This window comes from Arcicella sp. BE140 (assembly GCF_031456255.1).
Taxonomy (GTDB): domain Bacteria; phylum Bacteroidota; class Bacteroidia; order Cytophagales; family Spirosomataceae; genus Arcicella; species Arcicella aquatica.
In genome coordinates, this window is the sequence record NZ_JAVDUE010000013.1 from 70,770 (window position 1) to 93,741 (window position 22,972).

At 35.9% G+C, this 22,972-nt stretch carries 21 protein-coding genes; 11 read left to right on the forward strand and 10 right to left on the reverse strand.

All coding sequences use genetic code 11. The annotated features are described in order from the left end of the window. Positions 1-26: 26 nt before the first annotated feature. From J2Y60_RS17535 to J2Y60_RS17555, 5 genes are all read left to right on the forward strand, one after another. Positions 27-2,039 (forward strand): putative porin, encoded by a 2,013-nt coding sequence (locus tag J2Y60_RS17535; RefSeq protein WP_309921386.1) that lies wholly within the window; start codon positions 27-29, stop codon positions 2,037-2,039. 140 nt (positions 2,040-2,179) lie between these two features. Next, entirely contained in the window at positions 2,180-2,797 is a 618-nt protein-coding gene (locus J2Y60_RS17540) for a tRNA-(ms[2]io[6]A)-hydroxylase (protein WP_309921382.1), read from the forward strand. Positions 2,798-3,107: 310 nt separating this feature from the next. Beyond that, on the forward strand, positions 3,108-6,086 hold the full coding sequence (locus J2Y60_RS17545; RefSeq protein WP_309921380.1) for a PD-(D/E)XK nuclease family protein: 2,979 nt from the start codon (positions 3,108-3,110) through the stop codon (positions 6,084-6,086). Positions 6,087-6,282: 196 nt separating this feature from the next. Further along, positions 6,283-6,774 (forward strand): RNA polymerase sigma factor, encoded by a 492-nt coding sequence (locus J2Y60_RS17550; RefSeq protein ID WP_309921377.1) that lies wholly within the window; start codon positions 6,283-6,285, stop codon positions 6,772-6,774. Between the two features lie 2 nt (positions 6,775-6,776). Further along, a complete protein-coding gene (locus J2Y60_RS17555) occupies positions 6,777-7,364 on the forward strand; it encodes a hypothetical protein (RefSeq protein WP_309921374.1) in 588 nt (195 codons plus the stop codon). 141 nt (positions 7,365-7,505) lie between these two features. Here the strand turns inward: J2Y60_RS17555 and J2Y60_RS17560 are convergent, their stop codons facing one another. Together J2Y60_RS17560 and J2Y60_RS17565 are read right to left on the reverse strand one after the other, a co-directional pair. Next, positions 7,506-9,047: a hypothetical protein gene (locus tag J2Y60_RS17560; protein ID WP_309921371.1), complete on the reverse strand. Its 1,542-nt coding sequence runs from the start codon at positions 9,045-9,047 to the stop codon at positions 7,506-7,508. A gap of 9 nt (positions 9,048-9,056) precedes the next feature. Beyond that, on the reverse strand, positions 9,057-9,596 hold the full coding sequence (locus tag J2Y60_RS17565; RefSeq protein WP_309921368.1) for an RNA polymerase sigma factor: 540 nt from the start codon (positions 9,594-9,596) through the stop codon (positions 9,057-9,059). Positions 9,597-9,924: 328 nt separating this feature from the next. Between J2Y60_RS17565 and J2Y60_RS17570 the strand changes: the two genes are divergently transcribed. Then, the gene (locus J2Y60_RS17570) at positions 9,925-10,905 is read left to right on the forward strand and encodes an oxygenase MpaB family protein (protein ID WP_309921365.1); all 981 of its coding nucleotides are present in this window, start codon (positions 9,925-9,927) and stop codon (positions 10,903-10,905) included. A 52-nt stretch (positions 10,906-10,957) separates the two neighbouring features. Here J2Y60_RS17570 and J2Y60_RS17575 read toward each other — a convergent pair whose 3' ends face one another. The 4 genes from J2Y60_RS17575 to J2Y60_RS17590 form a co-directional block, all read right to left on the reverse strand. Further along, on the reverse strand, positions 10,958-11,581 hold the full coding sequence (locus J2Y60_RS17575) for a hypothetical protein (RefSeq protein WP_309921362.1): 624 nt from the start codon (positions 11,579-11,581) through the stop codon (positions 10,958-10,960). 157 nt (positions 11,582-11,738) lie between these two features. Continuing rightward, positions 11,739-12,197: a hypothetical protein gene (locus J2Y60_RS17580; protein ID WP_309921359.1), complete on the reverse strand. Its 459-nt coding sequence runs from the start codon at positions 12,195-12,197 to the stop codon at positions 11,739-11,741. A gap of 71 nt (positions 12,198-12,268) precedes the next feature. Beyond that, positions 12,269-12,712, reverse strand: a complete 444-nt coding sequence (locus J2Y60_RS17585) for a hypothetical protein (RefSeq protein ID WP_309921358.1) — start codon at positions 12,710-12,712, stop codon at positions 12,269-12,271. Positions 12,713-12,965: 253 nt separating this feature from the next. Then, positions 12,966-13,376, reverse strand: coding sequence for an SRPBCC domain-containing protein (locus tag J2Y60_RS17590; RefSeq protein WP_309921355.1), 411 nt, complete (start codon positions 13,374-13,376; stop codon positions 12,966-12,968). Between the two features lie 467 nt (positions 13,377-13,843). On the opposite strand from J2Y60_RS17590, the gene J2Y60_RS17595 reads away from it, so the two are divergent. Together J2Y60_RS17595 and J2Y60_RS17600 are read left to right on the forward strand one after the other, a co-directional pair. After that, on the forward strand, positions 13,844-15,550 hold the full coding sequence (locus J2Y60_RS17595; protein ID WP_309921352.1) for a GMC family oxidoreductase: 1,707 nt from the start codon (positions 13,844-13,846) through the stop codon (positions 15,548-15,550). A gap of 18 nt (positions 15,551-15,568) precedes the next feature. Beyond that, positions 15,569-16,033, forward strand: a complete 465-nt coding sequence (locus J2Y60_RS17600) for a VOC family protein (RefSeq protein WP_309921349.1) — start codon at positions 15,569-15,571, stop codon at positions 16,031-16,033. A 134-nt stretch (positions 16,034-16,167) separates the two neighbouring features. Here the strand turns inward: J2Y60_RS17600 and J2Y60_RS17605 are convergent, their stop codons facing one another. Both J2Y60_RS17605 and J2Y60_RS17610 read right to left on the reverse strand, forming a co-directional pair. Continuing rightward, positions 16,168-16,704, reverse strand: coding sequence for an REP-associated tyrosine transposase (locus J2Y60_RS17605; protein WP_309921347.1), 537 nt, complete (start codon positions 16,702-16,704; stop codon positions 16,168-16,170). An 89-nt stretch (positions 16,705-16,793) separates the two neighbouring features. Continuing rightward, positions 16,794-17,525, reverse strand: a complete 732-nt coding sequence (locus J2Y60_RS17610) for a TIGR00730 family Rossman fold protein (protein WP_309921344.1) — start codon at positions 17,523-17,525, stop codon at positions 16,794-16,796. A 110-nt stretch (positions 17,526-17,635) separates the two neighbouring features. On the opposite strand from J2Y60_RS17610, the gene rpiB reads away from it, so the two are divergent. Beyond that, a complete protein-coding gene (gene rpiB, locus J2Y60_RS17615; RefSeq protein ID WP_309921341.1) occupies positions 17,636-18,076 on the forward strand; it encodes a ribose 5-phosphate isomerase B in 441 nt (146 codons plus the stop codon). A 70-nt stretch (positions 18,077-18,146) separates the two neighbouring features. On the opposite strand, the gene J2Y60_RS17620 is transcribed toward rpiB, so the two are convergent. Next, on the reverse strand, positions 18,147-19,544 hold the full coding sequence (locus J2Y60_RS17620; RefSeq protein ID WP_309921336.1) for a hypothetical protein: 1,398 nt from the start codon (positions 19,542-19,544) through the stop codon (positions 18,147-18,149). Between the two features lie 147 nt (positions 19,545-19,691). Between J2Y60_RS17620 and rbfA the strand changes: the two genes are divergently transcribed. Together rbfA and J2Y60_RS17630 are read left to right on the forward strand one after the other, a co-directional pair. Then, the gene (rbfA, locus tag J2Y60_RS17625; protein WP_309921334.1) at positions 19,692-20,072 is read left to right on the forward strand and encodes a 30S ribosome-binding factor RbfA; all 381 of its coding nucleotides are present in this window, start codon (positions 19,692-19,694) and stop codon (positions 20,070-20,072) included. Between the two features lie 185 nt (positions 20,073-20,257). After that, positions 20,258-21,478: an ABC transporter permease gene (locus J2Y60_RS17630; protein ID WP_309921332.1), complete on the forward strand. Its 1,221-nt coding sequence runs from the start codon at positions 20,258-20,260 to the stop codon at positions 21,476-21,478. 246 nt (positions 21,479-21,724) lie between these two features. Here J2Y60_RS17630 and J2Y60_RS17635 read toward each other — a convergent pair whose 3' ends face one another. Next, positions 21,725-22,957, reverse strand: a complete 1,233-nt coding sequence (locus J2Y60_RS17635; RefSeq protein ID WP_309921327.1) for a dicarboxylate/amino acid:cation symporter — start codon at positions 22,955-22,957, stop codon at positions 21,725-21,727. Positions 22,958-22,972 lie beyond the last annotated feature (15 nt).

Here is a 22,972-nt window from a genome sequence, read left to right on the forward strand (position 1 = left end):
TCGCCTTTTTTATTTAATTTTGTATTGTGAATTTTAAAAGATATATCCTGACTTTCTTAGGACTTCTGCTTTCGGAGGTCTTATTGGCTCAAATTCCTTCAACCTTTGGTACGGGAAATTCGTCAACAAATAATTTTCCGCAAGGAAAAACAACAGATAAGCCTAAAAGTCCTACTGGTAGGGCAGGCGTGGATGACTCTACAAAAGTTATTTATGGCCCTACTTCTACTAAATACTTTTTTGAGGAAGATGTTTTCAATAACCGTAAAAAGCTTATCCCAATAGATACCTCCCTTGGTGAAGGGCACAATTTTAATTTTGTTCAGCGTAATAGGAACCTGTACCAAGATTTAGGCAATATTGGTACAGCCATTCGTCCTATATTTTTTAAACAACCCGAACAGATAGGTACCATGCTGGGTTATGATGCTTATTCCCTTTATGCCTTTAAGCCCAATCAGGTAAGGTATTTCAATACACGCTCACCTTTTACCAACTTGGTCTATGTAACTGGCGGTAATGAACAAGATTTACTACAATTTGAATTTAGTAGAAACGTAGATTCATTATGGAATTTTAGTATCAACTTACAGCGAATAGTGACGAATAAGCAATTGGTGACGAGTTCTACTTCAACCAATAAAAATGCGATTGGTCACTGGGACTTTATGTTGCATACTAATTATCAAACCAAGAACAAAAAGTACCAATTACTCGCCTATGCCAATTTATCAGACCATAATTCTAATGACGAAGGTGGCGTGTTGCCCCAAGGCAGAAGCTATGATTTGATATTACAACAAGGTAATAATGCTGCTATTGTAAACAATGCCTCTACGCGAGATAAGTTTTATAACCTGCATTTATACCATGAATATGTAGGATACAAGGCTTTTCAGGTGTATCAAGTGGTAGATTATCAGACTAGAAAAGTACAATTCAGAGACCCCGACTATGTAGCCAACTGGACAAACGGATTTTACCCAATGGCTTATGATACGTTGGGGAAAGGCTATCGCTATACTACTGATACTAGTGTTACAAAAAAAATGAAACTGGATTCACTTTATAACGAAAGTCAGTACAGTATTTTTGAGCATAAATCGGGTATCAAAGGGTTTTATAAAGGGTTCAATTATCGTTTACATTTGCGTCAGCGATTCTTTAGTTTTAGCAACCCCTTGTATAATTATAGCATCAATAGGAATGAAAACTTTTTGGGAGTTTGGTTGAACCAATATTTCAAGGACAGTACCCGAGCTTTTGCAGAAGTAGAGTATTTACTGACAGGTAGTGATTTTAAATTGAATGTTGAGTTTCAGGGAAAATGGCTGACACTAGGAGGAAAAGCGATGTCTACATCGCCTACTTTGGTACAACAAATAACCTTTAATGATGGCTTTAGGTGGGACAAAAATACCAATGCCTTCGTGACCTACCGTGGTATTAGCAATAATATGCAAACCTACCACGCTTATGCTTCGGCAAGCCCTAAGTTTGGGAAACTGACGCTGAGACCAAGCGTTGATATTAATTTGGTTAACAGTTATATTTATTACGATACCTTAGCCTTCGTAAAACAAGCAACCTCTGATATTGCTATTTTTAAAGCGGGGCTTGGGTATGATTTTCACAAGGGAAGATTCTCGACAGTAGGGCAATTGTATTTAACAACGACAACTGGACCAGACTTAATCAGGATACCGAAAATTTTTGCGAATACTCGTTTAGCCTTTGATTTACTCTATAAAAAGAAACTTTTTATCCATACAGGTGTAGAGCTTCATTATAAGTCTAACTATTATGCCGATGCTTATATGCCTGCTATTCAGCAATTTCATTTGCAAGATAAACAAATGATAAATGGCTATGTGCAAGCAGATATATTTGCAGATATGCGGATTAACAGAGTACGTTTGTTTGTGAAATTTGCAAATGTCGCCCAAGGACTTTTAGGCAACGGCTATTATGCCGCCCCAGGTTTTTTAGGAATGGGAAGAACCTTTGGATTCGGGTTGCAATGGTTGTTGTTTGATTAAGAGGACGCTAGATATGTAGCACGAGTTTTCAACTCGTACATTATTTACTCACGAGTTGAAAACTCGTGCTACAGAATTGAAAAAAAACACTCAATAGACGATTCTGAAAGCCGATGACCGAAAGCTGAAACCTATAAATTATGACAAACGAACAAAAACAATATGCTACAAAAACAATGTTGGGCTTAAAACTTCCAACTGACCCACGTTGGGTAAATATTGCAGAGAAAAATATTGGAGAAATATTAATCGACCACGCCTATTGCGAGCAAAAGGCAGCCTCGTCATGTATTTCTTTAATCATTCAGTTTCCTGAAAAAGAAAAACTCAGAGAAGTATTGATGCCTGTGGTTTCGGAAGAATGGGCACATTTCAGAATGGTGATAAAAGAATTAGACAAACGTAGGTTATCGCTGGGCAATCCTCGCAAGGATTTATACGTTCATCAGTTATATGAAGGCATGAAACGGGGAGGTTCGAGGGAAGAACAACTAGGCGAACGCCTTTTTATGAATGCCTTGATTGAAGCCCGTAGTTGTGAACGTTTCAGGTTACTTTCTTTGGAAATTTCTGATGAAAGTCTCAGAGAGTTTTACCATGAATTAATGATTTCAGAGGCAGGACATTATGTTAATTTTATCGACCTTGCTAAGGAGTATTTATCCGAAAGTTACGTAAAGCAACGCTGGAATGAATGGCTTGAAATGGAAGCGGAAATCATGAAAAATCTGGAAATGAGAGGAGATAGGGTGCATTGATTTTTTTTGGATGGAAGACTTTAGGACTGGAGGACTTTAGGATTTTTAGATTTAAGACACTAGACGAAAGACACAAGAAGCAAGAGAAAAGGTTTTTGATTCTTGGGCTAAAAAAATCTCCAAAATCCGCGTATCAAATCAGCGTAAATCAGCGGGTAAAGATTTTTTGAAGATAGAAGATACAAGATTTTAGACTAATGCCCCAAGATGCTTAGTACACTTCTCTAGAAGAGAGTAAATTAGTGAGTTTTAAAAATAATCACTCAATCACTAACTCGCTCAATCACAATTTGCTATAAAAACAATTATAATGCAAACCTTTCTTGATCAAGCTGCTGAACATATTTATAAACAACATACGCTCAATCAGCTGAGTCGAGTTTGTATCGTTATCCCTTCACGCCGTGGGGTTTTGTACTTCAAAGAAGCCTTAGCCAGACTTTCCGATAAGCCCTTTTTAGCCCCTGATGTATTGGCAATTGATGATTTTGTAAATACGATGACGGGTGTGCGTCAGATAGATCAAGTAGCACTACTGTTTGAACTCTATGATGTTTTTAAAGAAATAGATACTAATGTAGTTTTTGAAAGATTCATGACTTGGGCAAGTACCTTGTTGAATGATTTTGACAAAATAGATCAATATCTGGTAGATGCCAAAGCTCTATTTTCATACATGACAGAAGCCAAAGCCTTAGAGCGTTGGCAGATGCAATTGGGAGAATCGCAAAGAGATAAAAACCTAAAAACCGACCGTACAGACCGTTATTTTAAGCTATTTGAGAACATTTATTCAGTTTACCTCAATTTACGTCAGCGTCTAAAAGATAAAGGATTGCACTATCGGGGAATGGCGTATCGAGAATTAGCAGAAAATGTTGATAAATATATTCTGGAAAAAGAGCGTCATACAAAGTATTATTTTGTGGGTTTTAATGCCCTGAGTGATGCCGAAGAGGCAATCATCAGGACGCTATTAAAAAAGAAAAACTTTGCCGAAACACTGTGGGATTCGGATACATATTATCTATACAACAAAGACCAAAGGGCAGGGAATTGGCTTCGTCAATATAAAAATGGCGATGAGAAAAACGGTAAGACTCCGCTATTTAATGAAGAATGGAAATGGCAGTCGGAAGAACTATTGAAGGGCACAAAGAACATTCAAATTATAGGCGTTTCTAATGCTAGCGTACAAGCCAAAGTGGCGGGGGATATTTATAAAAACTGGCAAAATGCAGCCAATACGGATGACAAATCGCAAACGGCCATTGTATTAGGTGACGAGAATCTGTTAGTACCCGTGATGAATTCTTTAGATGAATCCGTCAAAGATTTTAACATCACGATGGGGCTTTCTTTGCGGAATTCCATGCTTTTTACCTTGATAGATGCCCTTTTTGAGCTCCAAAGGAATTTAGTAGAATTTAAAACAGAAGATGACGAAACGGTAAAAATTCCTAAATTCTCGCATCGCCAAATTGTGAGAGTATTGAATCATCCTTTTTTGAGAAGGTATGAGTTAGTGAAGTTTGGGGTTCAACAAGGTGAGGTTCAAGAAAACCCCATCCGCAAAACCCTCCGTGAAATCACTGAAAGAAACCGTGTTTTTTTAAGCTCAAAAGAATTATTAGAAATTACAGAAAATGAACCGCTGTTCACTACAATCTTTAAACATTGGTACAATAAACCCAGAAATGCGGTTAAGTGTTTGTATGAATTAATCGATTTATTAAGGGACGTTTACAAGGATAATCAAGATGCTATTGAAACGGAATACCTCTATCAATTTTACTTGATTTTGCAAAGAATGGAGGTAATCTTGCAAGAACGAGGCGAAACCGTGAGTATTCGTAGTTTCAAAACATTTTTGTATGAACTGATTAAACAAACCAAAATTCCTTTTGAATCTGAAACAGACGAAAGTCTACAAATTATGGGGATGTTGGAAACACGTACCCTTGATTTTGAAAAGGTAATTATTTTGTCGGTTAATGAAAAAACATTGCCACAAGGTAAACGTCAAAATACCCTCATTCCCTTTGATGCCCTAAGCGACCCACAGTTCAATTTGCCAACACACAACCATGCTGATGCCGTAATGGCTTATCACTTTTTTAGACTATTGCAACGTGCCAAAGAAGTAGTATTGGTGCATGTGTTACCCTCAGATACCTATGGAGCTGGCGAAAAAAGCCGTTTTATTCTACAGATAGAACACGAATTAGCTAAATTGAATAAGAATTTAAATATTACTTATCCAACCGTAAAGTTTATAGGATTAGGAGAATCAGAGGAGGTAGAAGAAACTCCGTTGCTCATTCAAAAAACCGATGATATTCTGGCATTTATCGAAGAAGAAATTACTGATAAAGGGATTTACCCTTCACAGCTCAACCAGTTTCTAGATTGTTCCTTAAAATACTATTTTACACGCATTGCAGGTATCAAACAAGAGGAAGAAGTTGAGGAAAAAATAGGTGTTGATACGTTTGGGAACTGGGTGCATAAAAACTTTGAGAACATCGATAAGAACTTTGTAGAAAAAGGAAGTACTATTGAGAAAGAAGGTTTACAAATAGTACTGGATAATATTGATGACTATTTAAAACAAGCTTTTATAGAGACCAATCAGGGTTTGAAAGTAGATGAAGGGATGAACTTTATTTTATACCAAATTGGAGAAACCATTGTCAAGAAATTTATTAATTATCAATTAACCAACGAACTGTTCCCGATTGAACTATTAGACGTAGAAAAAACACTAAAAGTAAGTTTCAATGCCAATGTAAACGGCAAAGAATTAGCCGTAAAAATAGCAGGAAGAATAGACCGATTGGATAGGGTATCGGGTAATAAAATCAGGGTAATAGATTATAAAACGGGTAAAGTAGAAGCCAAAGATTTGCTAATGAAACCCGAGGATTTTGAAGAAAAGCTACTTGGAGATACTGATAAAGATAAATTTCGTCAGCTTTGGCTGTATAAATACATGGTATTGAAACAGATGCTTTCTGTAAAGGGATTAACCATCAGAGGTGTAAAACTACCTGAGGATGCCAACGAGGTAAGTGCTGGGATATATTCGTTCCGTAATATTGATGAAGGATTGTTGGAACAAAAAATCAATTTTACATTGGGTGAATCAGCCCAAGAGTTTGTCGTAGCATCGGAAAAATACCTCAATCGTTTTGTCAATGAGTTATTAGACCCCGCAAAACCATTTGAAAAAACCAAAGACCAAACCAAATGTGAATTCTGTGATTATAAAAGGATTTGCGGAAGGTAACAACATCAAAAAGGTAGGGTTGTATTGCATACGACCTTCATGCATGAACAAAAAATATTAAAATACTGACGAATGCAATTCGTCAGTACTAAAGTGTCCCTATCAAAATATTTCTCAATTATTTTCCCCTCCCTTGTGATTTTTTCACCATGTTGTACACTAATACAGTATCATTAATAAAAAGGATAACATCTTAGTGGACAAAAAGGAAACATTTATCAAAGCAATAAAAGAAAATGAAGGCTTTATCTTCAAAATTGCGTCTGTATATACCAATAATACAGACGATAAGCATGATTTAGTACAGGAAATCATTTACCAACTTTGGAAATCGTACGACTCTTTTAATCACCAAGCAAGTCTGAGTACTTGGATGTACAGGATTGCGTTGAATGTAGCAATTTATCAACTAAAAGTATCAAAAAGAAGGATTTTGACAGTCCCCATTGAGGGGCATTTTTGGGATAATCAAGAAAATGATGATAGTGATACAGAAGAACAATGGCGAATATTTAGACAACTAATTGATAGCCTGAACTTATTAGATAAAGGTATCATCATGCTCTATTTAGAGAATAAAAGCTATGAGGAAATGGCAGAAATTATTGGTATTTCAGTCAGCAATGTAGGAACGAAACTTTCAAGAATTAAAGAAAAACTAAAAGCACAAATTACTAAACAACGATAACAATGGAATTAGATGATTTAAAAAATACTTGGGAGAAGGCAAATACTCCATCAGAAAAACAACGTTTAACCCCTCAAATCATTGACCAGATGACACAGCAAAAATATGACTCGAAAATGAAGAAAATTGCTTACCCAGAAATAGTAGGAATCGCCATTTGTTTAATTGGCGGGGCTTTTATAGCCATCAACTTTTATAAATTAGATACTGCTTTTTTGCAAGGTGTTGGTGTTTTATCAATAATGCTATTACTAACGCTTTCTGGAATTAGTTTGTTAAGTCTAAGACAATTCGGTATATACGCAACTATTGATAAACCTTATGCAGAAACACTTAAAATGTTTGCCAGCCAGAAAATGCAATTCTTCAAGCTTCAAAAAATCAATGTTACATTGTGCTACTTACTCTTGGTTACAGTAATCATTTTATTGTCTAAACTTTTTAATGGTAAAGACCTCACAGACAGTAAATCTTTTTGGATATTCTCATTTACTATTGGCTACATCTTCTTATTGTTTTACTCGAAATGGGTAGCTAAATTTTATCAGAAAACATTGAGGGAGACAGAAGAATTGTTGGCAGAGCTATAACTCCCTTTTCGGCGTCGGGCTGTTAAATGACTTTCTTATTCTTAGCGAGCGACTTAAGTCGCTCGCTAAGAATAAGAATAGTAATAGCATTACTTTTTCAATAATGTAGTATACGATACGACCCATAATTAATTTCTCTCTCTACAAACTCAAATTAATACCAGCTTGTAAAGCATTACTTTTCATATATGTTTTTACTTCTTGGTTTTGTACCCACGAATTAAATGAATTTTGGGTTGAACCTTCTATATGCAAACCCAATCTTGGAGCAAACTGCCAGCGGATACCAAGTCCTGCACGAATACCAAATATAAAATCAGAAGCATTTTCAAGATGGCCAGTCGTGTAGCTAATTCTCGCTTTTTCATTTACTGCTAAAGACGAAGACACCATCATAAGAGCATCGTTAGCTATGTAAGTGTAAGATGTTTGTCTTTGAAAAACAAAATCAGCAATTGTATAAAGTTGAAAATTGATGTATTTTTTCTTTTTACTTTGTAAAGATATAAGGTCATTCTGAGTGGTTATTGCAAGACTATAAGTCTTTATTGTATGATTTTCATGCAAGAACACATCTCTTGTGCTATCTAAAGTATTAGGCACTTTTGTAATAAAACCATCTAATCTATTAACGGGAATGTTAACCGTACCTGTTGGGAAAACTGCACTATAGTATTGTGTATCATTTTTGGTAGTCAAATTTAATTTGGGCGACACCCATAAACTACTCCAAATAGGTAAATAAATATATGGAGCACCCACATCATACGTATTGTATGCCAAACTTATGCCCATTCTTGATTTTTTTGTGAGCTTCCATGCAACACCAGCCTTCAAATTATAGGCTGTTCCTTTGTCAGGATACATGATAGTCCCTATCATAGATTTATCAGATTTTAAAGTCCATTCATTCCAAAGTTTGCCATAATCAAATGAAAAGATAGGGTGTTTTAAACTGAATTTAGAGCCTGTATCTTCAGGTTTACTCTCATGTTTGTCTGCCTCTTCGGTATCAGTTAATAGTTGAATGGGACGAATTTTTCCAACAAGATTTTTATTATTTTTCGTTGATAAATCATTCAACTTTAGGTCTTTATGGCTGATTAGATTTAGAAAGTTATTTGCGACCTTGTTATCTACAGCAAGTATTGCCGTATTGTTATTGTCGATTTCTACAGATGTTGGGTGTGTGGGATTATTAGTTTTATCACCATCACCATTTATCGAATACAACTTTTTATGAGTTGTTGGCTTTCTATAAACCGTAGGTTTGACAGATTCTTTTTCTACATGATTGACAAAACTAACTAAATTGCTTGTTGAATTTCCAGTATCATTCTTTTCAGCTTTAACTTCATTTTCAACACTATTTATGACTGCTTTTTCATCTTTTGAGTTAGCTAATGTTTGTGTCGCATTTACCACTTTACCAAGTGAAGCAATCTCTTGACGATTCTCCTTCATGGCTTCATTGTCCGTTAAAAACCAGAAGGCAATACCAGCAATAATAATAAGCCCTAACGATAAGATAGTATATTTAAGCAAAGGTGTTATGCCTGCGGTTTCTTTACCAATGGTTTCAGTAGCGATACTACTCCAAAGGTTTTCGGGCGGAGGAAAAGCTTGATTTTCAAGAGACTTTTTGAAAAAGCTATCTAATTTATGTTCTTCGTTATTTTCCATTGTTAGTCTTTATTTCGTTACCCCCGATAATTTTTTCTGTAAAATTCTCCTAGCATCAGCCAAGTTAGATTTAGAAGTACCCTCGCCAATGCCCAATTGTTCAGCGATTTCTCGGTGTTTCAATCCTTCAAAAACATAAAGGTTAAACACTAATCTGTATGACGGTGGTAATTCTTGAATGAGTTGTAAAATTTCCTGACTTGATAAATAACCCAGAATGTCATCATCACTTTCTAGGTCAAAAGTCTCCTCGTGATTGTTTATTGTTACATGCTTCCATTTGGTCTTGCTTCGGTAATATTCCAAGGCAGTGTTTACCACTATTCGTTTTGCCCAGCCTTCAAAAGAACCTTCATGTCTGAATGTTTTAAGCTGATGGTAAATCTTGATAAAACTTTCTTGTAAAATATCCTTAGCTTCGTCTTTGTCAGCCGCATAACGCAAACACACGCCAAACATTTTTGGCGAAATAGCTTGGTAAATCTTCTCGAAAATAAGATGATTTCCCTCTTGAAATTGTTCTATGTATGATGAGAGTTTATCAGGCATAATTTTAAACGAATAGCTAAGAAATCGATTTCTAAAGATAAGATGGATTTTGTGTAGAAAAGGTGGGGTGGAGGAGAGAATTTTTTTGAGATAAAAGACTTTAGGCGAAAGACGCCTGACTAAAGAAAGCTTACATCTGAAAATTGAAAACAAAAATAAGAATAAAAGAAATCTCCAACATCTGCGTATTAAATCAGCGTAAATCAGCGGGTAAAGATTTTTTGAAAAAACTATTTTGTTGTGTCATGATTTTTTACCCGCAGATTTACAGAGATTTTAATCACAGATTTTACGCAGATTTTTTCTAACGTCCTAAAGTCCCCCAAAAATGCAACCAATTAAACCAACCCGCTACTATCCGAATGAATTAATGGACAAACTTCGCCAAACAGGTGATGAAGTAGCCGATGATATTGTATTACAAGTATTTCAGCAAACCGAGATGGCAGGGCTACGTCATTTTTTCCAATGGCTCAACACCAACGAAACAGAATATTCTTTAGCCATTGTCAATGAATTTGTAAATCAACAACCCATTTTACCAGACTTCGCCGATTGGAAAATTATGCAAAAAGGCATGAAATTTTTCCAAGAAAATCAAGAACGCATTAGTATTATGTTGGCTTGCTTGGCTTTACCTTATTGTTATGCAGGAGCAGACGGTGCAAGGGTTTTAGCAAAATCACAGCGAATACAAACAGATACCTTAAAGCGACTTGAAGAAACAGGCGACTTTATATTTACTGTTATGCAAGAAAAAAACTGGCAGAACGGTATGGCTTATCGTAAAATATTAAAGGTAAGGTTAATGCACGCCGCTATCCGTTTCTTTTCAGAATATCATGGAACATGGGATAATGCATGGGGGAAACCCGTTAACCAAGAAGACATGGCTGGAACCAATGGAGCTTTTTCATACATTGTTATCAGAGGATTAAGGAAGTCGGGCAAAGCACCCGAAAGTACAGAAGCCGAAGCCTATTTGCATGTATGGAATGTAATTAGCCATATTATGGGCGTAGAAAAAGTATTAATTCCTAATAACCTTAGAGAAGCCTTTACGCTAGATAAAGTAATTGCCAAGCGTCAGTTTCGGTCATCTGAAGAAGGTAAGTTACTTACCAAAGCACTCTTACAAACCTTGGAAAGCTTTGTGCCAAATACGCTGTTGAAATCATTTCCAGCAGCACAAATGCGTTTTTTGTTGGGAGATGAAGTAGCAGATTTACTAGGAATCCCAGCCGTACCCTTTGAAAGTAAATTGATATCTTTTATTCCTAGCAAGCTATTATTTAAGTCTTCTGAATAATATTAGCAAAAAGTTAAGACTACGCCAAGCGAGGGAATTAAAGAGTAAAATATTATTGCTCATATAGTTCAATAACGTTAAAATCAATAAGCTTATACACGTTTGTTGGGTTATCAATAGAAGGAATATGATATTCATTATCAATCAAAGATTGAATATCTTGAATAGTGCTATTATTTAAAACAAATATATTTCTTTGGTCAACTACATATCTCGTTCCATCATCTTTTATTGTTGATATGGCATTTCTATTACAATAAGCCGAAACTATTAGTAATTCAAAAATCTCATGAAAATCGCTTTTGTTTACTTTTAACAGATAATTAGCATCATTCCAAATTATAAATCTTCGTTGAGGTTCTGTTTCAAAATTCATTAAAAGGTCATATAATGCATCAAATCTCGCTGAAAGTTTATATCCTATAGGCATTGATAAATTAACTTGATAAATAAAACTTTCAAGATTGTTGATATTTTTACCAAATAGAGTCGTGACTTCATTATTTCCTTCGCGAATTAATGCTTGAGTATAATTTGTAATAAACCAGATTAAATTATCATCACTATTAGTTTTATTGATTATAATAAAATCACTAGCAGAAGCATTACTTTCTATTTCTTGCTTCCATGTATTAATAGGGGCATTTATATTTATTATAATGTTGTTTAATCTCATTCTAATGTTTTTTTATTAAGCGATTTTTAAAAGTCAATTTATAATCTCGTATTTTATATATTATTTCTTAATGTCCTTCAATCATAAAGTCTTGAATCTAAAGTCTAATGCCTTCTAGACCAAAGTCCTCCAGTCCTAAAGTCCCCCAATCAAAAAACTAAATTTTCTTTTTCCCAACCTTATCATGAAATTTTAGGTAGGTCGGCAATGCCGCTGAGCCATACCACGGATATATCTCGGCTTCTAATAGTTTTTCTTTAATAGCAGGGTCGGTTATTAGTAAATCGTTGGCTTCAGTCACGGTTTTTACATTTAAGATGAAAATTCCTCGGTACGATTTATCATTCTTTCCTAATGGCCCAGCTACTACTAATTTTCCTAATGATGCCAGTCGCCCGATATTGGCTAAATGTCCTCTAAATAGGCTATCCACAGTTGCTTTATTTTCAATTTTATTAGGGCCAGTTTTTAGCATGACCAGTATATAACTCTTCATACCGTAGTCATCAGCACCCAAAGAGTCAGCCAATTTCTTATCATAATCAGGATTATCAGCCTGACAAATGGCTGTAAAGCAAAAGCTACCAACCAGCATTATTGTAAATATGTATTTCATAATTAAGGTTATTTAATTGCTGTTAAGGGGTATTGTTTGAAAATATTGATGATAAAATTGTATGGAAAACCTTATTTTTTAAATCTCACTAACAAGTAAACAAATGATTTGTTAGGAGGCTTAATTGTTGTGGCGGGAGCTATTTTTACCTGACCAACATATTTTTTTAAATAATAATAGTACGCTTGTATTTGTGGAGGATAATTAGAAGAAGAATCAACATTAGAAAAACTTATATTCTTACCATTATTAAGCTGAATTTTCAACTTCTGAATATCTATCCTTAGTATTTTACCAATATTGTTTACGTGCAACTTAATAACACCCAGCCCTGTTCCCTTTAATTTATCAGGTAAATTAACATACACGCTTTTTCGTTTGATATTAAATGGGAAAACCTCAATAGGGTCAATGATTACTTCAGCAATAGAATCAGTTTTTGAAACTTGCCCGTAAATATTATTGACAAGGAGTAAATTAAAAGTTAATAATATAATTTTGAAACTGTTTTTCATAAGTGTACGGCGTTAGCAAATATTGACTATATTCCCCTAGCTTGGCGTTGTGTTCCTACACTACATCAGTGTGTTCTGCAATATTACATTGCAAAAATGCAATGCCTTTTATAATTATTTTCAAGTTGTGTACTCATACCACTAGCCTTTGTGGACTAAGCGTAGCCTTCTAAGAAGGCTTGACACACTGACGTAGTGAAAAACACTACGCCAAGCGAGGGTACTAAAGTCTAGCGTCTAATGTCTTCTAGTCCTAAAGTCCCTCCACATATTTTTTGAAATTATCAATTACAGCTTGTGTAAAAGCCTCTTGTTCAGGAATTGACGTTTCGGCTTCAGGGTCGAAGGTTTCGATTAAAATAGTTTCATCGCCATTAGCTTTGAATATATTTACAACTTTTCTACCATCAAATAAAGTAGATTCAATGTATTCGTTGATAATTACTTTGTCGTAGATACCCGTAAAATCGAAGGCTACGCTACCATCTTTGGCTTTCATTTTGTAGATAAACTTTCCATTATCCTTTAAATCTAACGTTACACTAGTAGTTTCCCAATCCTCCGAAGGGTTATTCCATTGAATAATATCCGCAGGCGTTGTCCAGTATTTCCAAACTTTTTCTATTGGAGCTTTAATGATTGTTTGTACAGAGAGTGCTTCCATCTTTTAATGATTAAGATTAATTTTTTTTGTCAACCAAAAAAAATTACATAAGTTTTACTTGTTAAATAGATACCAAATTTATCTCAACACTATTCAAATTAAGAAAATAAACACAAAAATGCTAACACGACAATCAGGTTTGACCAACGAACACACTCCAAGCTACTAAAGCTTGGAGTGTGAAGGATTAGAAATACTTATTTAATATAGTATTGGATGTGGCAAGCTAACATCCCTATCAAGGTGTGATATCCCTCTGTTGAAATTGTGGAGACTCGTTACCCAGAAAAAACAATGGGTTTTGTAGATAAATAATATCTTTTAGTATAAAAATCACAGAAAGTCCTTTCAAGTAAATGAAAGGACTTTCTGTTTTATTCTTTACCCAAACCCCACAGGCTTGCATTGGTTTACGTAGATATTTTTTACTTTTATCTTACAATACCAAGATACAATATTATTAAACGATGAACATCAATACAAACCAATTTGAACAGCATACTTATGATGCCATAGTAGTGGGCTCAGGAATTAGTGGAGGGTGGGCTGCTAAAGAACTTTCGGAAAAGGGATTAAAGGTTTTAGTACTAGAACGTGGGCGAAATATTGAGCACATCACAGGTTATAAAACTGCCCTAACTGACCCTTGGAATTTTGAGCATGGCGGGAAAGCCCCTTTAGATATTATTGCGAAACACCCTATTCAAAACCGCACAGGGTTTACCATCACAGAATCTACTCATGAACATTTTGTAAATGATTTAGAAAATCCATACATCGAAACCAAACGTTTTGATTGGATTCGTGGCTATCATGTAGGCGGTCGTTCATTAATGTGGGGACGTGTTTCGCTACGTTGGAGTGATATTGATTTTGAAGCAAATTTGAAAGAAGGAATAGGAGTAGACTGGCCAATTCGATATAAAGATATCGCTCCTTGGTACAGCTATGCCGAAAAGTTTGCAGGAATATGTGGTACACGAGATGGACTTCCACATTTACCCGATGGCGAATTTCAACCACCGATTGAATTTACCTGTGCCGAAGAACATTTTGCAAAAGAAGTGCACCAAAAATTCCCGAATCGTTACCTGATTCACGGTCGTGGAGCACACATTACTAAGCCTACAGCCGAACAAACGGCGTTAGGGCGTGCTTCGTGTCAATCACGTGATATGTGTATGCGTGGTTGTCCATTTGGTGCATATTTTAGCTCACAAGCTGCTACGTTGCCTGCGGCTAAAAAGACTGGAAATCTTACTGTTCGTCCGCATTCTATCGTCAATTCTATTATCTATGATGAACAAAAAAAGAAAGCAAAAGGCGTAAGAGTAATTGACGAACAAACAGGGGAATGGCATGAGTTTTTCGCCAAAATTGTGTTCCTAAATGCCTCCGCTTTGGGTTCAACTTTTATACTATTGAATTCTGTTTCTAATCGTTTCCCGAACGGGATGGATGATAGCGGGCAATTGGGGCATAATTTGATGGATCATCATTTCAGAATTGGGGCTTGGGGCGAGATAGATAAATTTAAAGATAAATATTACAAAGGCAGAAATCCAGTAGGAGGGTACGTACCTCGTTTCCGAAATATTGGCTCGGACAAACGTGATTATTTACGTGGCTTTGGCTATGAAGGCGGGGCAAGACGATACAGACAAGGGGGTGGAGAAAACGAATTTGGAGCGGATTTTAAACACAAGCAAACACAAATAGGCAATTGGAGCATGGATTTAGGAGGCTTTGGTGAGTGTTTGCCTTATTATGAAAATAAGGTCGAATTGTCTAAGCAAATTTCGGATAAATGGGGGCAACCTGTTTTAAAAATGGATGCTGAATTTAAAGAGAACGAAAAGAAAATGCGTGTGGATATGAAAAATGATGCTGCCGAAATGCTGGAAGCCGCAGGATTCAAAAATGTAAATAGTTATGACGATATTAGCTACCCCGGGTTAGGGATTCACGAAATGGGAACAGCCAGAATGGGACACGACCCTAAGACTTCTGTCCTCAACAAATGGAATCAGGTTTGGGCTTGTAAGAATGTATTTGTAACAGATGGAGCCTTCATGACTTCAGCATCTTGTGTGAATCCATCCCTAACTTATATGGCCATGACTGCCCGTGCGGCTGATTATGCGGTGAAAGAATTAAAAAAAGGAAATTTATAAACAATCTAAAATCAACCAATGAAAACAGTTCAATTGATTGCAGGCTTAATCGTTTGCCTAGTGTTCAGTAATACAACTTTCGCACAAGATGCTCCGAAAAAAGGAATAGAAATTCTTTCTTATAACCACGTGGGTTTGGCAGTAAAGGATTTGAAAGTAAGTGCAAAGTTCTATCGAGAGATTATCGGATTGTCCCCTGTAGATGTGCCAGATAACTTATTAGCGATCAGAAGGTGGTTTAAAATAGCACCGGGGCAAGAACTGCATTTATTACTGGGTAGAGAACAACCTGTAGCCAATAATGATAAAAACGGTGCGCATTTTTCATTATCAATTCCAACTAATTCTGCTGATGGTATTGAGGCTTTTTTGAAAGCAAATAATGTGGCTTATCATAGACAAATGCGTTTTGATGGAGCTTTTCAAATCTATGTTACTGACCCAGATGGCTATGTAATAGAACTGAATGAGCCTAAGAAGTAAACAATCGCAGTCGCTCGTCTCTGACGAGTGACGACTATTAAAAGGCTTCTAGCCGTCATTGTTTTTTCGGCTGGAAGCCTCATAATAATTGTCACTCGCTTGAAGCGAGCGACTGCACTGTGTTTACATTTGTATTACCTTTGACTAGTTTTTATGGGCGAAAGGGGGCAAGCACTGCTATATAAATAATAAGCTGGGTCGGTAACGATACCAGCTTTTACAGGATTGTTATGAATATAATCTACTTTTTGTTGGGTTACTTTCTGAGAATATAATTCAATGGGATAATTTGTTTTTTGCCAAAACATAAACTCAGCATTTTGTGCATAGCGATTAGCAAAAAACTTAAACATATACAACATCCATTCTTGCCTACTTTCTTCTGGATTCGCTTGAATCAGTTTTAGAATCTCTTTTGCTGAATAACTCTTAAAGTCTCGTAATAAATCGCCCAATCGTAATGCATTATTTCTCCTACAAATCAGATGGATATGACTTGGCATGATTACATATTCAAAGATTTCTAAATCTTTGTGTGCCTGACAATACTTTAAATTTTTAATGATTTCTTCAGTATAGATTTGTCGTGTGAAAACATCAATCCAACCTACTACGGAGAGCGTTATGAAATAAGTAGCATAAGGAACGTTGGCTTTTCTTAGTTCAGACATATTAGTGTTTTTTTTAGGGGTAGATTTAGGCTGGAAGCCTTTTAATAGTCGTCACTCGCCAGAGGCGAGCGACTGCTTATTTACTTTTATTAGAAGTTTGGTTTTAGCAAATACTTAGCATAAAAGTCATCAATTACTTTTACGGCATCTGTCGGATTATCCACTAATGAAATCAAGTTTAAATCATCTGGATTAATATTTCCTTCCGAAATCATCGTCTCCTTTACCCATTCCAATAATCCACTCCAATATTTTTTGCCTACCAATACTACTGGAAAACGTCCTATTTTTTGGGTTTGCATCAATGTAAGTGATTCAAACATTTCGTCTAAAGTACCAAATCCACCGGGCATGATAATAAACCCTTGAGAATATTTTACAAACATTACCTTACGAACAAAGAAGTATTCAAAATCAATACTCTTGTCGCGGTCGATGTAGTCATTTGGTTTTTGCTCAAAGGGCAATTCTATATTTAAGCCTACCGATTTTCCACCTTGTAATTTTGCACCTTTGTTAGCCGCCTCCATCAGGCCAGGCCCACCACCAGTAATTACGCCATAACCATGACGAACCAACTTTGAGGCAATTTCTTCAGCCATTAAATAATAAGGATTTTCGGGTTTTGTTCTTGCCGAGCCAAAAATAGAAACACATGGACCAATCTTTGCTAATTTGTCTACCCCCTCTACAAATTCAGCCATAATCTTGAAAGTTCTCCAAGATTCTTCAGAATGAATTTCTGCCCAAGTATGGTCAATAAACGCTTTTTTAATCTTATCATCGTGCGTCATTAGTTTCTCGCTCTCTCTGTCTGTCATAGCTTTTCTAATTTTAATCGTTAAAAAATATTGATACTTCCGTACCTTTGTTAATGAATAAGTTGAAGTAACGAAAAAAAACGTTAGATTTTACAAATACATACTTTTTTATGGAATTTATCAAGAAAATCGCCATCGGAGGTGACCATGCAGGGTTTGAATATAAAACCGAATTAATAAAATTTTTAACAGCCGAAGGCTACGAAGTAAATGATTTTGGGCCTTATAGTGATGCTTCTTGCGACTACGCAGACTTTGCTCACCCAGTAGCATCAGCCGTAGAAAACAAGGAATATACCTTTGGTATTTTGTTGTGCGGTAGTGCCAACGGAGTGGCTATTACTGCTAATAAACATCAGGGAATTCGTGCAGGATTGGCTTGGAATGTAGAGGTTGCATCATTGATACGTCAGCATAACGATGCCAACATCTTGTGTATTCCTGTTCGATTTATGAGTTTAGCAGATGCTATTGAAATTACAAAAGTGTTTTTCTCAACTGAATTCGAAGGGGGAAGACATAAAACTAGGATTGATAAGATACCTTGCTAATCCTATTATCACTAGCGAGGGGCTTAAGTACCTCGCTAGTGATAATATGTTGAAAATGATATGCTTAATATTAATTTAACTCATAAACGCCATTTCCAACTGCATGATATTTACGAGCTAATACGGGTATTCTTTTGAATAACTTTGGTGTTAGGTTTACCTTGTCAATAATTACTTCTGGATAATCCTTCTCGAAATTGCTCAAAATGTTAATCACATTATTATAATTATCCAAATTCTCCAGTTCGTATTTTGCTAAACTCCAATTGATATAAGGAGTAGCGGCAAAGTTATTTTTGTACTCTTCCATACCATCGCCAAAAACCAGTATTTTTTTATTGCTTAGTTTTATGTCAGGCTCTTCTTTTAGTTTCAAGTTTTTGAGTTGTACAAAAGTTTCTACCCCTTTGAAATATACTGCTTGGTAGTGAATCAATAAAACAGCCGAAAACAACGCTAAGCATGTTAGCTCAGCCAACCACGCTCTTTTGGTATTATTAAAAAAACTAACGGTGAAAAATGCGATTGCAGGCACAAAAATGATGAATTGCATGGGTGCCAAGAAAGGCATTAAACCGATAGACACAACCCCAGCGATGGCCCAAATCATCATTACTTGTTGACAACGAATCTGGTAATTATTGAATCCAACGGCATTTACCAATCTTAGAAAGCCTAATACTCCGAAAGTGAAAGGAAGAAGCAACGTAGCCAACAAACTTCGGAAGTCATTCAAATCATATTGACGAAGCTGTAATACGGAAGAAATAAAGTTTCTGGAGAAAGCGTCATACGTACCATTCAGATAGAAAAATAGTGCAGTAAGTAATAAAGGAAACAAGAACCCAAAAATTGATAAAGAGTGCTGACGCAACGTAGTACCACTAAAGAATAATAATGAGGAGGTAGCCCACAAAATAAATACCCCTGCTGGAGGATAAAATAAGGTAGCCAATCCTATAAAAAAGCCAATTTCAAATACTTCATCGGTTGCTTGTAAACGGTTCATTTGTTTAACCAAGGTACCCAACGACAGTAATACGAAGGTAGTAGCCATCAATACTGGTGACAGTGTACAGCAGTCGAACGATATGTTCATAAAAAGTAAATAGAACAAACCTGGCAAGTAATTCCTTTTTACGAAGAGGTCTCTGTTATTGACCATTACGTTGAAATAAACAGCTTGAAAGTAGGTAAGTAGCAAAGCCACAATTTGATAAACAGACTGTGAACGCCCAAAGAGTCCGTCGAGCCCAGCGTAAACTAATGTAGAAAGCGGAGCAGTATTATCCCAGATTTCAGAATACATTACAAAGCCTTTGTTGATTTGCTCGCCAACCAACATCCATTGCAATTCTGGAATCAGTTGTGGTAAACCTACCAAATACACGGGCATTCGGATAAGGATTAGTAAAATCAATAAACTAAAAATTTGATAGACAGCGTTTACTTTAAAGAAACTGAGCATATTTTGTTAAGGTATTCAAGTTTTTCACGAATTTACGGTGAATCCAATAATTATTCCGAAATTTGTGAGATTATTGAAGAAGAGCATAAGAAGTTTATGCAACGGCGCAAATAATGATTATTAGTATTTGCAGAAATTAACATTAAAATGGAATCGAAAAGACAACAACAATTCGCTAAATTAATTCAACAAGATTTGAGCGACATTTTTCAAAAAGATATGCGTACAACTTTCGGAAAGGCATTTGTAACGATAACAGACGTTAAAATGACTCCCGATTTAGCAATAGCAAGAGTATATCTAAGTTTTATGCTAGCTAACGATAAAGCAGGTTTATTACAAGACATTCGTGAAAAATCTAAGCATATTAGAGGGATTTTAGGCAATAGAATTCGTAATCAAGCGAGGATTATTCCAAACCTTGAATTTTTTATCGACGATACCGCTGAATACGCCGCCCAAATGGATGCCTTAATTTCTGGTCTAGACATTCCACCGTTGAAAGAAGGAGAGGAGATAGAGGAGTAGATAGAGAGTTGTGAGTTAGTGATTGAGTTAGTGATTTGTGATTGAGTGATTTTTTGAACACGTTCAACACTACTCATTATTTACAGAAAAGATATTTTAAGAAAAATCGTCAGCTCGAAACTCACTAACTCACCACTGCCTAATTCACTAACTCACTCAATCACAACTCACTCAATAAAATCATTATGAATTTCCCTTTCTTTATTGCAAAACGATACTTTTTTGCTAGAAAAAAAACATCTTTTATCTCTTTAATATCGATGATTTCGATGTTAGGAGTAGGTGTTGGAACGATGGCTTTGGTAGTTGTTTTGTCAGTATTTAATGGACTAGAAGATTTCCAAAGAGGCTTGTATAAAAGCTTTGATGCCGATTTGAAAGTTAGTGCTAAAAAAGGAAAATACTTTAGCTGTCCACCAGCACTCTTAAAAAAAATCAGCAAAGTTCACGGTATAGGAAGTATCACACAGGTAATTGAAGAAAACGTGTTACTACGTTACCGCAATGCCCAAATGGTCGTAAATTTAAAGGGTGTTGACGAAAGTTTTTTGAAACAAGAACGTTTGCAGAAAACCATGATTGATGGTCATGCCATCCTTCAAGATAGCGGCATTGCTTATTCCATTGTAGGGTCGGGTATTGCCGTGAAGTTAGGAATAGATATTGATGCTTTTTTTACGCCTTTAGAAGTATGGTATCCTAGAAATAAGCAAACAAAAACCTTGGACTTTTATGCTACCGATGCTTTTAATAAAATGAATCTGGTGCCAGCTGGTGTGTTTGCGATAGAACAACAATATGATGACAATTATATTTATGCACCCCTTTCGTTTGCCCAAAATTTATTTGAATTAGAAAATCAGCGAACGGCTTTAGAAATAAAAGTAGCTAATGAAGAGGAAGTGGCTACTATTCAAGATGCCCTAAAGGATGTATTAGGTAATGAGTTTGTCGTGCAAAACCAAGATGAACAACACGCTTCTTTATTAAGGGCTATCAAAATTGAAAAGTTGTTTGTATTCCTAACACTTACTTTTATTATAGGCATTGCTAGTTTTAATATATTTTTCTCGTTGTCGATGTTGGCTATTGAGAAAAAAGAAGATGTAAAAACCTTGTATGCCATGGGAGCAGATGCCAAAATCATACAAAAGATATTCTTATTAGAAGGCGCTATCGTCGCTTTTACAGGTGCTATCGTAGGGTTAATTTTAGGTTTCACCATTTGTTGGTTACAACTTACTTATGGCTTTATTTCAATGGGAATCGTCGGAGCTTTAATAGATGCTTATCCTATTAAAATGGAGTTCTCAGACTTCTTCTTTACGGCAGTAGTTGTAGTAATCATTACGTTATTAGCCTCTTATTTTCCAGCTAAAAGAGCCGCTAGTGTTGAGATTGTGTAGAAAAGTAAACATTATTTCGTAATCCTTTTATCTCATTTCTAGCGAGGCACTTAAGTACCTCGCTAGAAATGAGATAAAAGGATTATTAGTTTCTTGCTTTGTTTGACCTTATTTAAGGAAACATTTTGTAAAAACCGCTCTTTCGATAATATAAACCTCAAAGCCCTTTTCTATTAGCGGTTGACTTTAGTCAACCGCTAATAGAAAAGGGCTTTGTCGAAATAACCTATAATACAGCGTAAAGTATTAAGCTTCGCTCAGTTTCTCGCCTTCCCACTTACTCACAACTACTGTAGCTACAGCATTACCTACAACCGATGTTGCCGAACGACCCATATCCAAGAAAGGATCTACACCCAGTAGCAATACCAAACCCTCTTGTGGAAGTCCAAATAGCGTCATTGTACCCATAATTACTACTAAGCTTGCACGTGGTACACCTGCGATACCTTTACTGGCTAATAATAGCGTTAATAGCATCGTTACTTGTTGGTCTAAGTTCAATGGCATACCGTATGCTTGGGCAATAAAGCCAGTTGCAAAGGTCATATACATCATCGAACCATCAAGGTTGAAACTATAGCCTAATGGCAATACAAAACCGATGATTCTTTCGCTGATACCTAAGCCTTTCAATGATTCTATTTGCTTTGGCATGGAAGCCTCAGAACTTGCCGTACTAAACGAAAGTAAAATAGCATCTTTCATCGCTGCCATTAATCGCCAGTAAGGGATTTTTAATAGGTAGCAAATCAGCCAAAGTACTACAAAAATAAAGAAGAGCAATGCACTGAAAAAGCAAATAATCAAGTAGGCATAAGATACCAAAACCCCTAAACCGTTACGTGCAATCACGTTGGTCATCGACGCAAAAACTGCGAATGGCGCCAATAGCATAATGTAGCCTACTATTTTAAAGATAGCTTCACCAATCCAGTCTATTCCTTTTGATATTTTTTTGCCATGTTCGCCCATAGTAGCCAAAGCAATACCAAAAACGATTGAAATCATGATGATTCCTAAAGTTTTGTTTTCAGCAAATACTTGGAAAATATTGTCAGGGAAAATCTCAAAAAGGAAATCTTTGAAAGTCTTTAAAGGTTTGGCTGTTACTCCTGTTTCAATACCACTTTGAGGTAATTTCCAAGTACCAAATTCACCTGGGCGAGTAATATTTACGAAAACTAAACCTACCAATAATGATAAAATAGTAGCAAAATAAAAGTAAGCCAACGTTTTTAAGCCAATTCTACCTACCAAGCGGAAATCGCCCAATTTAGCCACGCCCACAGATAAAGTACAAAAAATAAGGGGGCCAACAATCAGGTGAATGCTTCTTAAAAAAATATCTCCTAATAATTTTATATTCTTGCTGGCTTCGTTGATTTGCTCTTCACTCAGCTGAGTGTGCATAATTTGCCCTACAATTATTCCGATGATAAACCCGATGATAATTTTAGTGGTAATGTTTAGCTTCATTTAATATTAAGTTTG

Coding starts and splice junctions, on each gene's coding strand:
- J2Y60_RS17540 (WP_309921382.1), top strand. CDS start 2,180: ATGACAAACGAACAAAAACAATATGCTACAAAAACAATGTTGGGCTTA.
- J2Y60_RS17545 (WP_309921380.1), top strand. CDS start 3,108: ATGCAAACCTTTCTTGATCAAGCTGCTGAACATATTTATAAACAACAT.
- J2Y60_RS17555 (WP_309921374.1), top strand. CDS start 6,777: ATGGAATTAGATGATTTAAAAAATACTTGGGAGAAGGCAAATACTCCA.
- J2Y60_RS17560 (WP_309921371.1), bottom strand. CDS start 9,047: ATGGAAAATAACGAAGAACATAAATTAGATAGCTTTTTCAAAAAGTCT.
- J2Y60_RS17565 (WP_309921368.1), bottom strand. CDS start 9,596: ATGCCTGATAAACTCTCATCATACATAGAACAATTTCAAGAGGGAAAT.
- J2Y60_RS17570 (WP_309921365.1), top strand. CDS start 9,925: ATGCAACCAATTAAACCAACCCGCTACTATCCGAATGAATTAATGGAC.
- J2Y60_RS17575 (WP_309921362.1), bottom strand. CDS start 11,581: ATGAGATTAAACAACATTATAATAAATATAAATGCCCCTATTAATACA.
- J2Y60_RS17580 (WP_309921359.1), bottom strand. CDS start 12,197: ATGAAATACATATTTACAATAATGCTGGTTGGTAGCTTTTGCTTTACA.
- J2Y60_RS17585 (WP_309921358.1), bottom strand. CDS start 12,712: ATGAAAAACAGTTTCAAAATTATATTATTAACTTTTAATTTACTCCTT.
- J2Y60_RS17590 (WP_309921355.1), bottom strand. CDS start 13,376: ATGGAAGCACTCTCTGTACAAACAATCATTAAAGCTCCAATAGAAAAA.
- J2Y60_RS17595 (WP_309921352.1), top strand. CDS start 13,844: ATGAACATCAATACAAACCAATTTGAACAGCATACTTATGATGCCATA.
- J2Y60_RS17600 (WP_309921349.1), top strand. CDS start 15,569: ATGAAAACAGTTCAATTGATTGCAGGCTTAATCGTTTGCCTAGTGTTC.
- J2Y60_RS17605 (WP_309921347.1), bottom strand. CDS start 16,704: ATGTCTGAACTAAGAAAAGCCAACGTTCCTTATGCTACTTATTTCATA.
- J2Y60_RS17610 (WP_309921344.1), bottom strand. CDS start 17,525: ATGACAGACAGAGAGAGCGAGAAACTAATGACGCACGATGATAAGATT.
- rpiB (WP_309921341.1), top strand. CDS start 17,636: ATGGAATTTATCAAGAAAATCGCCATCGGAGGTGACCATGCAGGGTTT.
- J2Y60_RS17620 (WP_309921336.1), bottom strand. CDS start 19,544: ATGCTCAGTTTCTTTAAAGTAAACGCTGTCTATCAAATTTTTAGTTTA.
- rbfA (WP_309921334.1), top strand. CDS start 19,692: ATGGAATCGAAAAGACAACAACAATTCGCTAAATTAATTCAACAAGAT.
- J2Y60_RS17630 (WP_309921332.1), top strand. CDS start 20,258: ATGAATTTCCCTTTCTTTATTGCAAAACGATACTTTTTTGCTAGAAAA.
- J2Y60_RS17635 (WP_309921327.1), bottom strand. CDS start 22,957: ATGAAGCTAAACATTACCACTAAAATTATCATCGGGTTTATCATCGGA.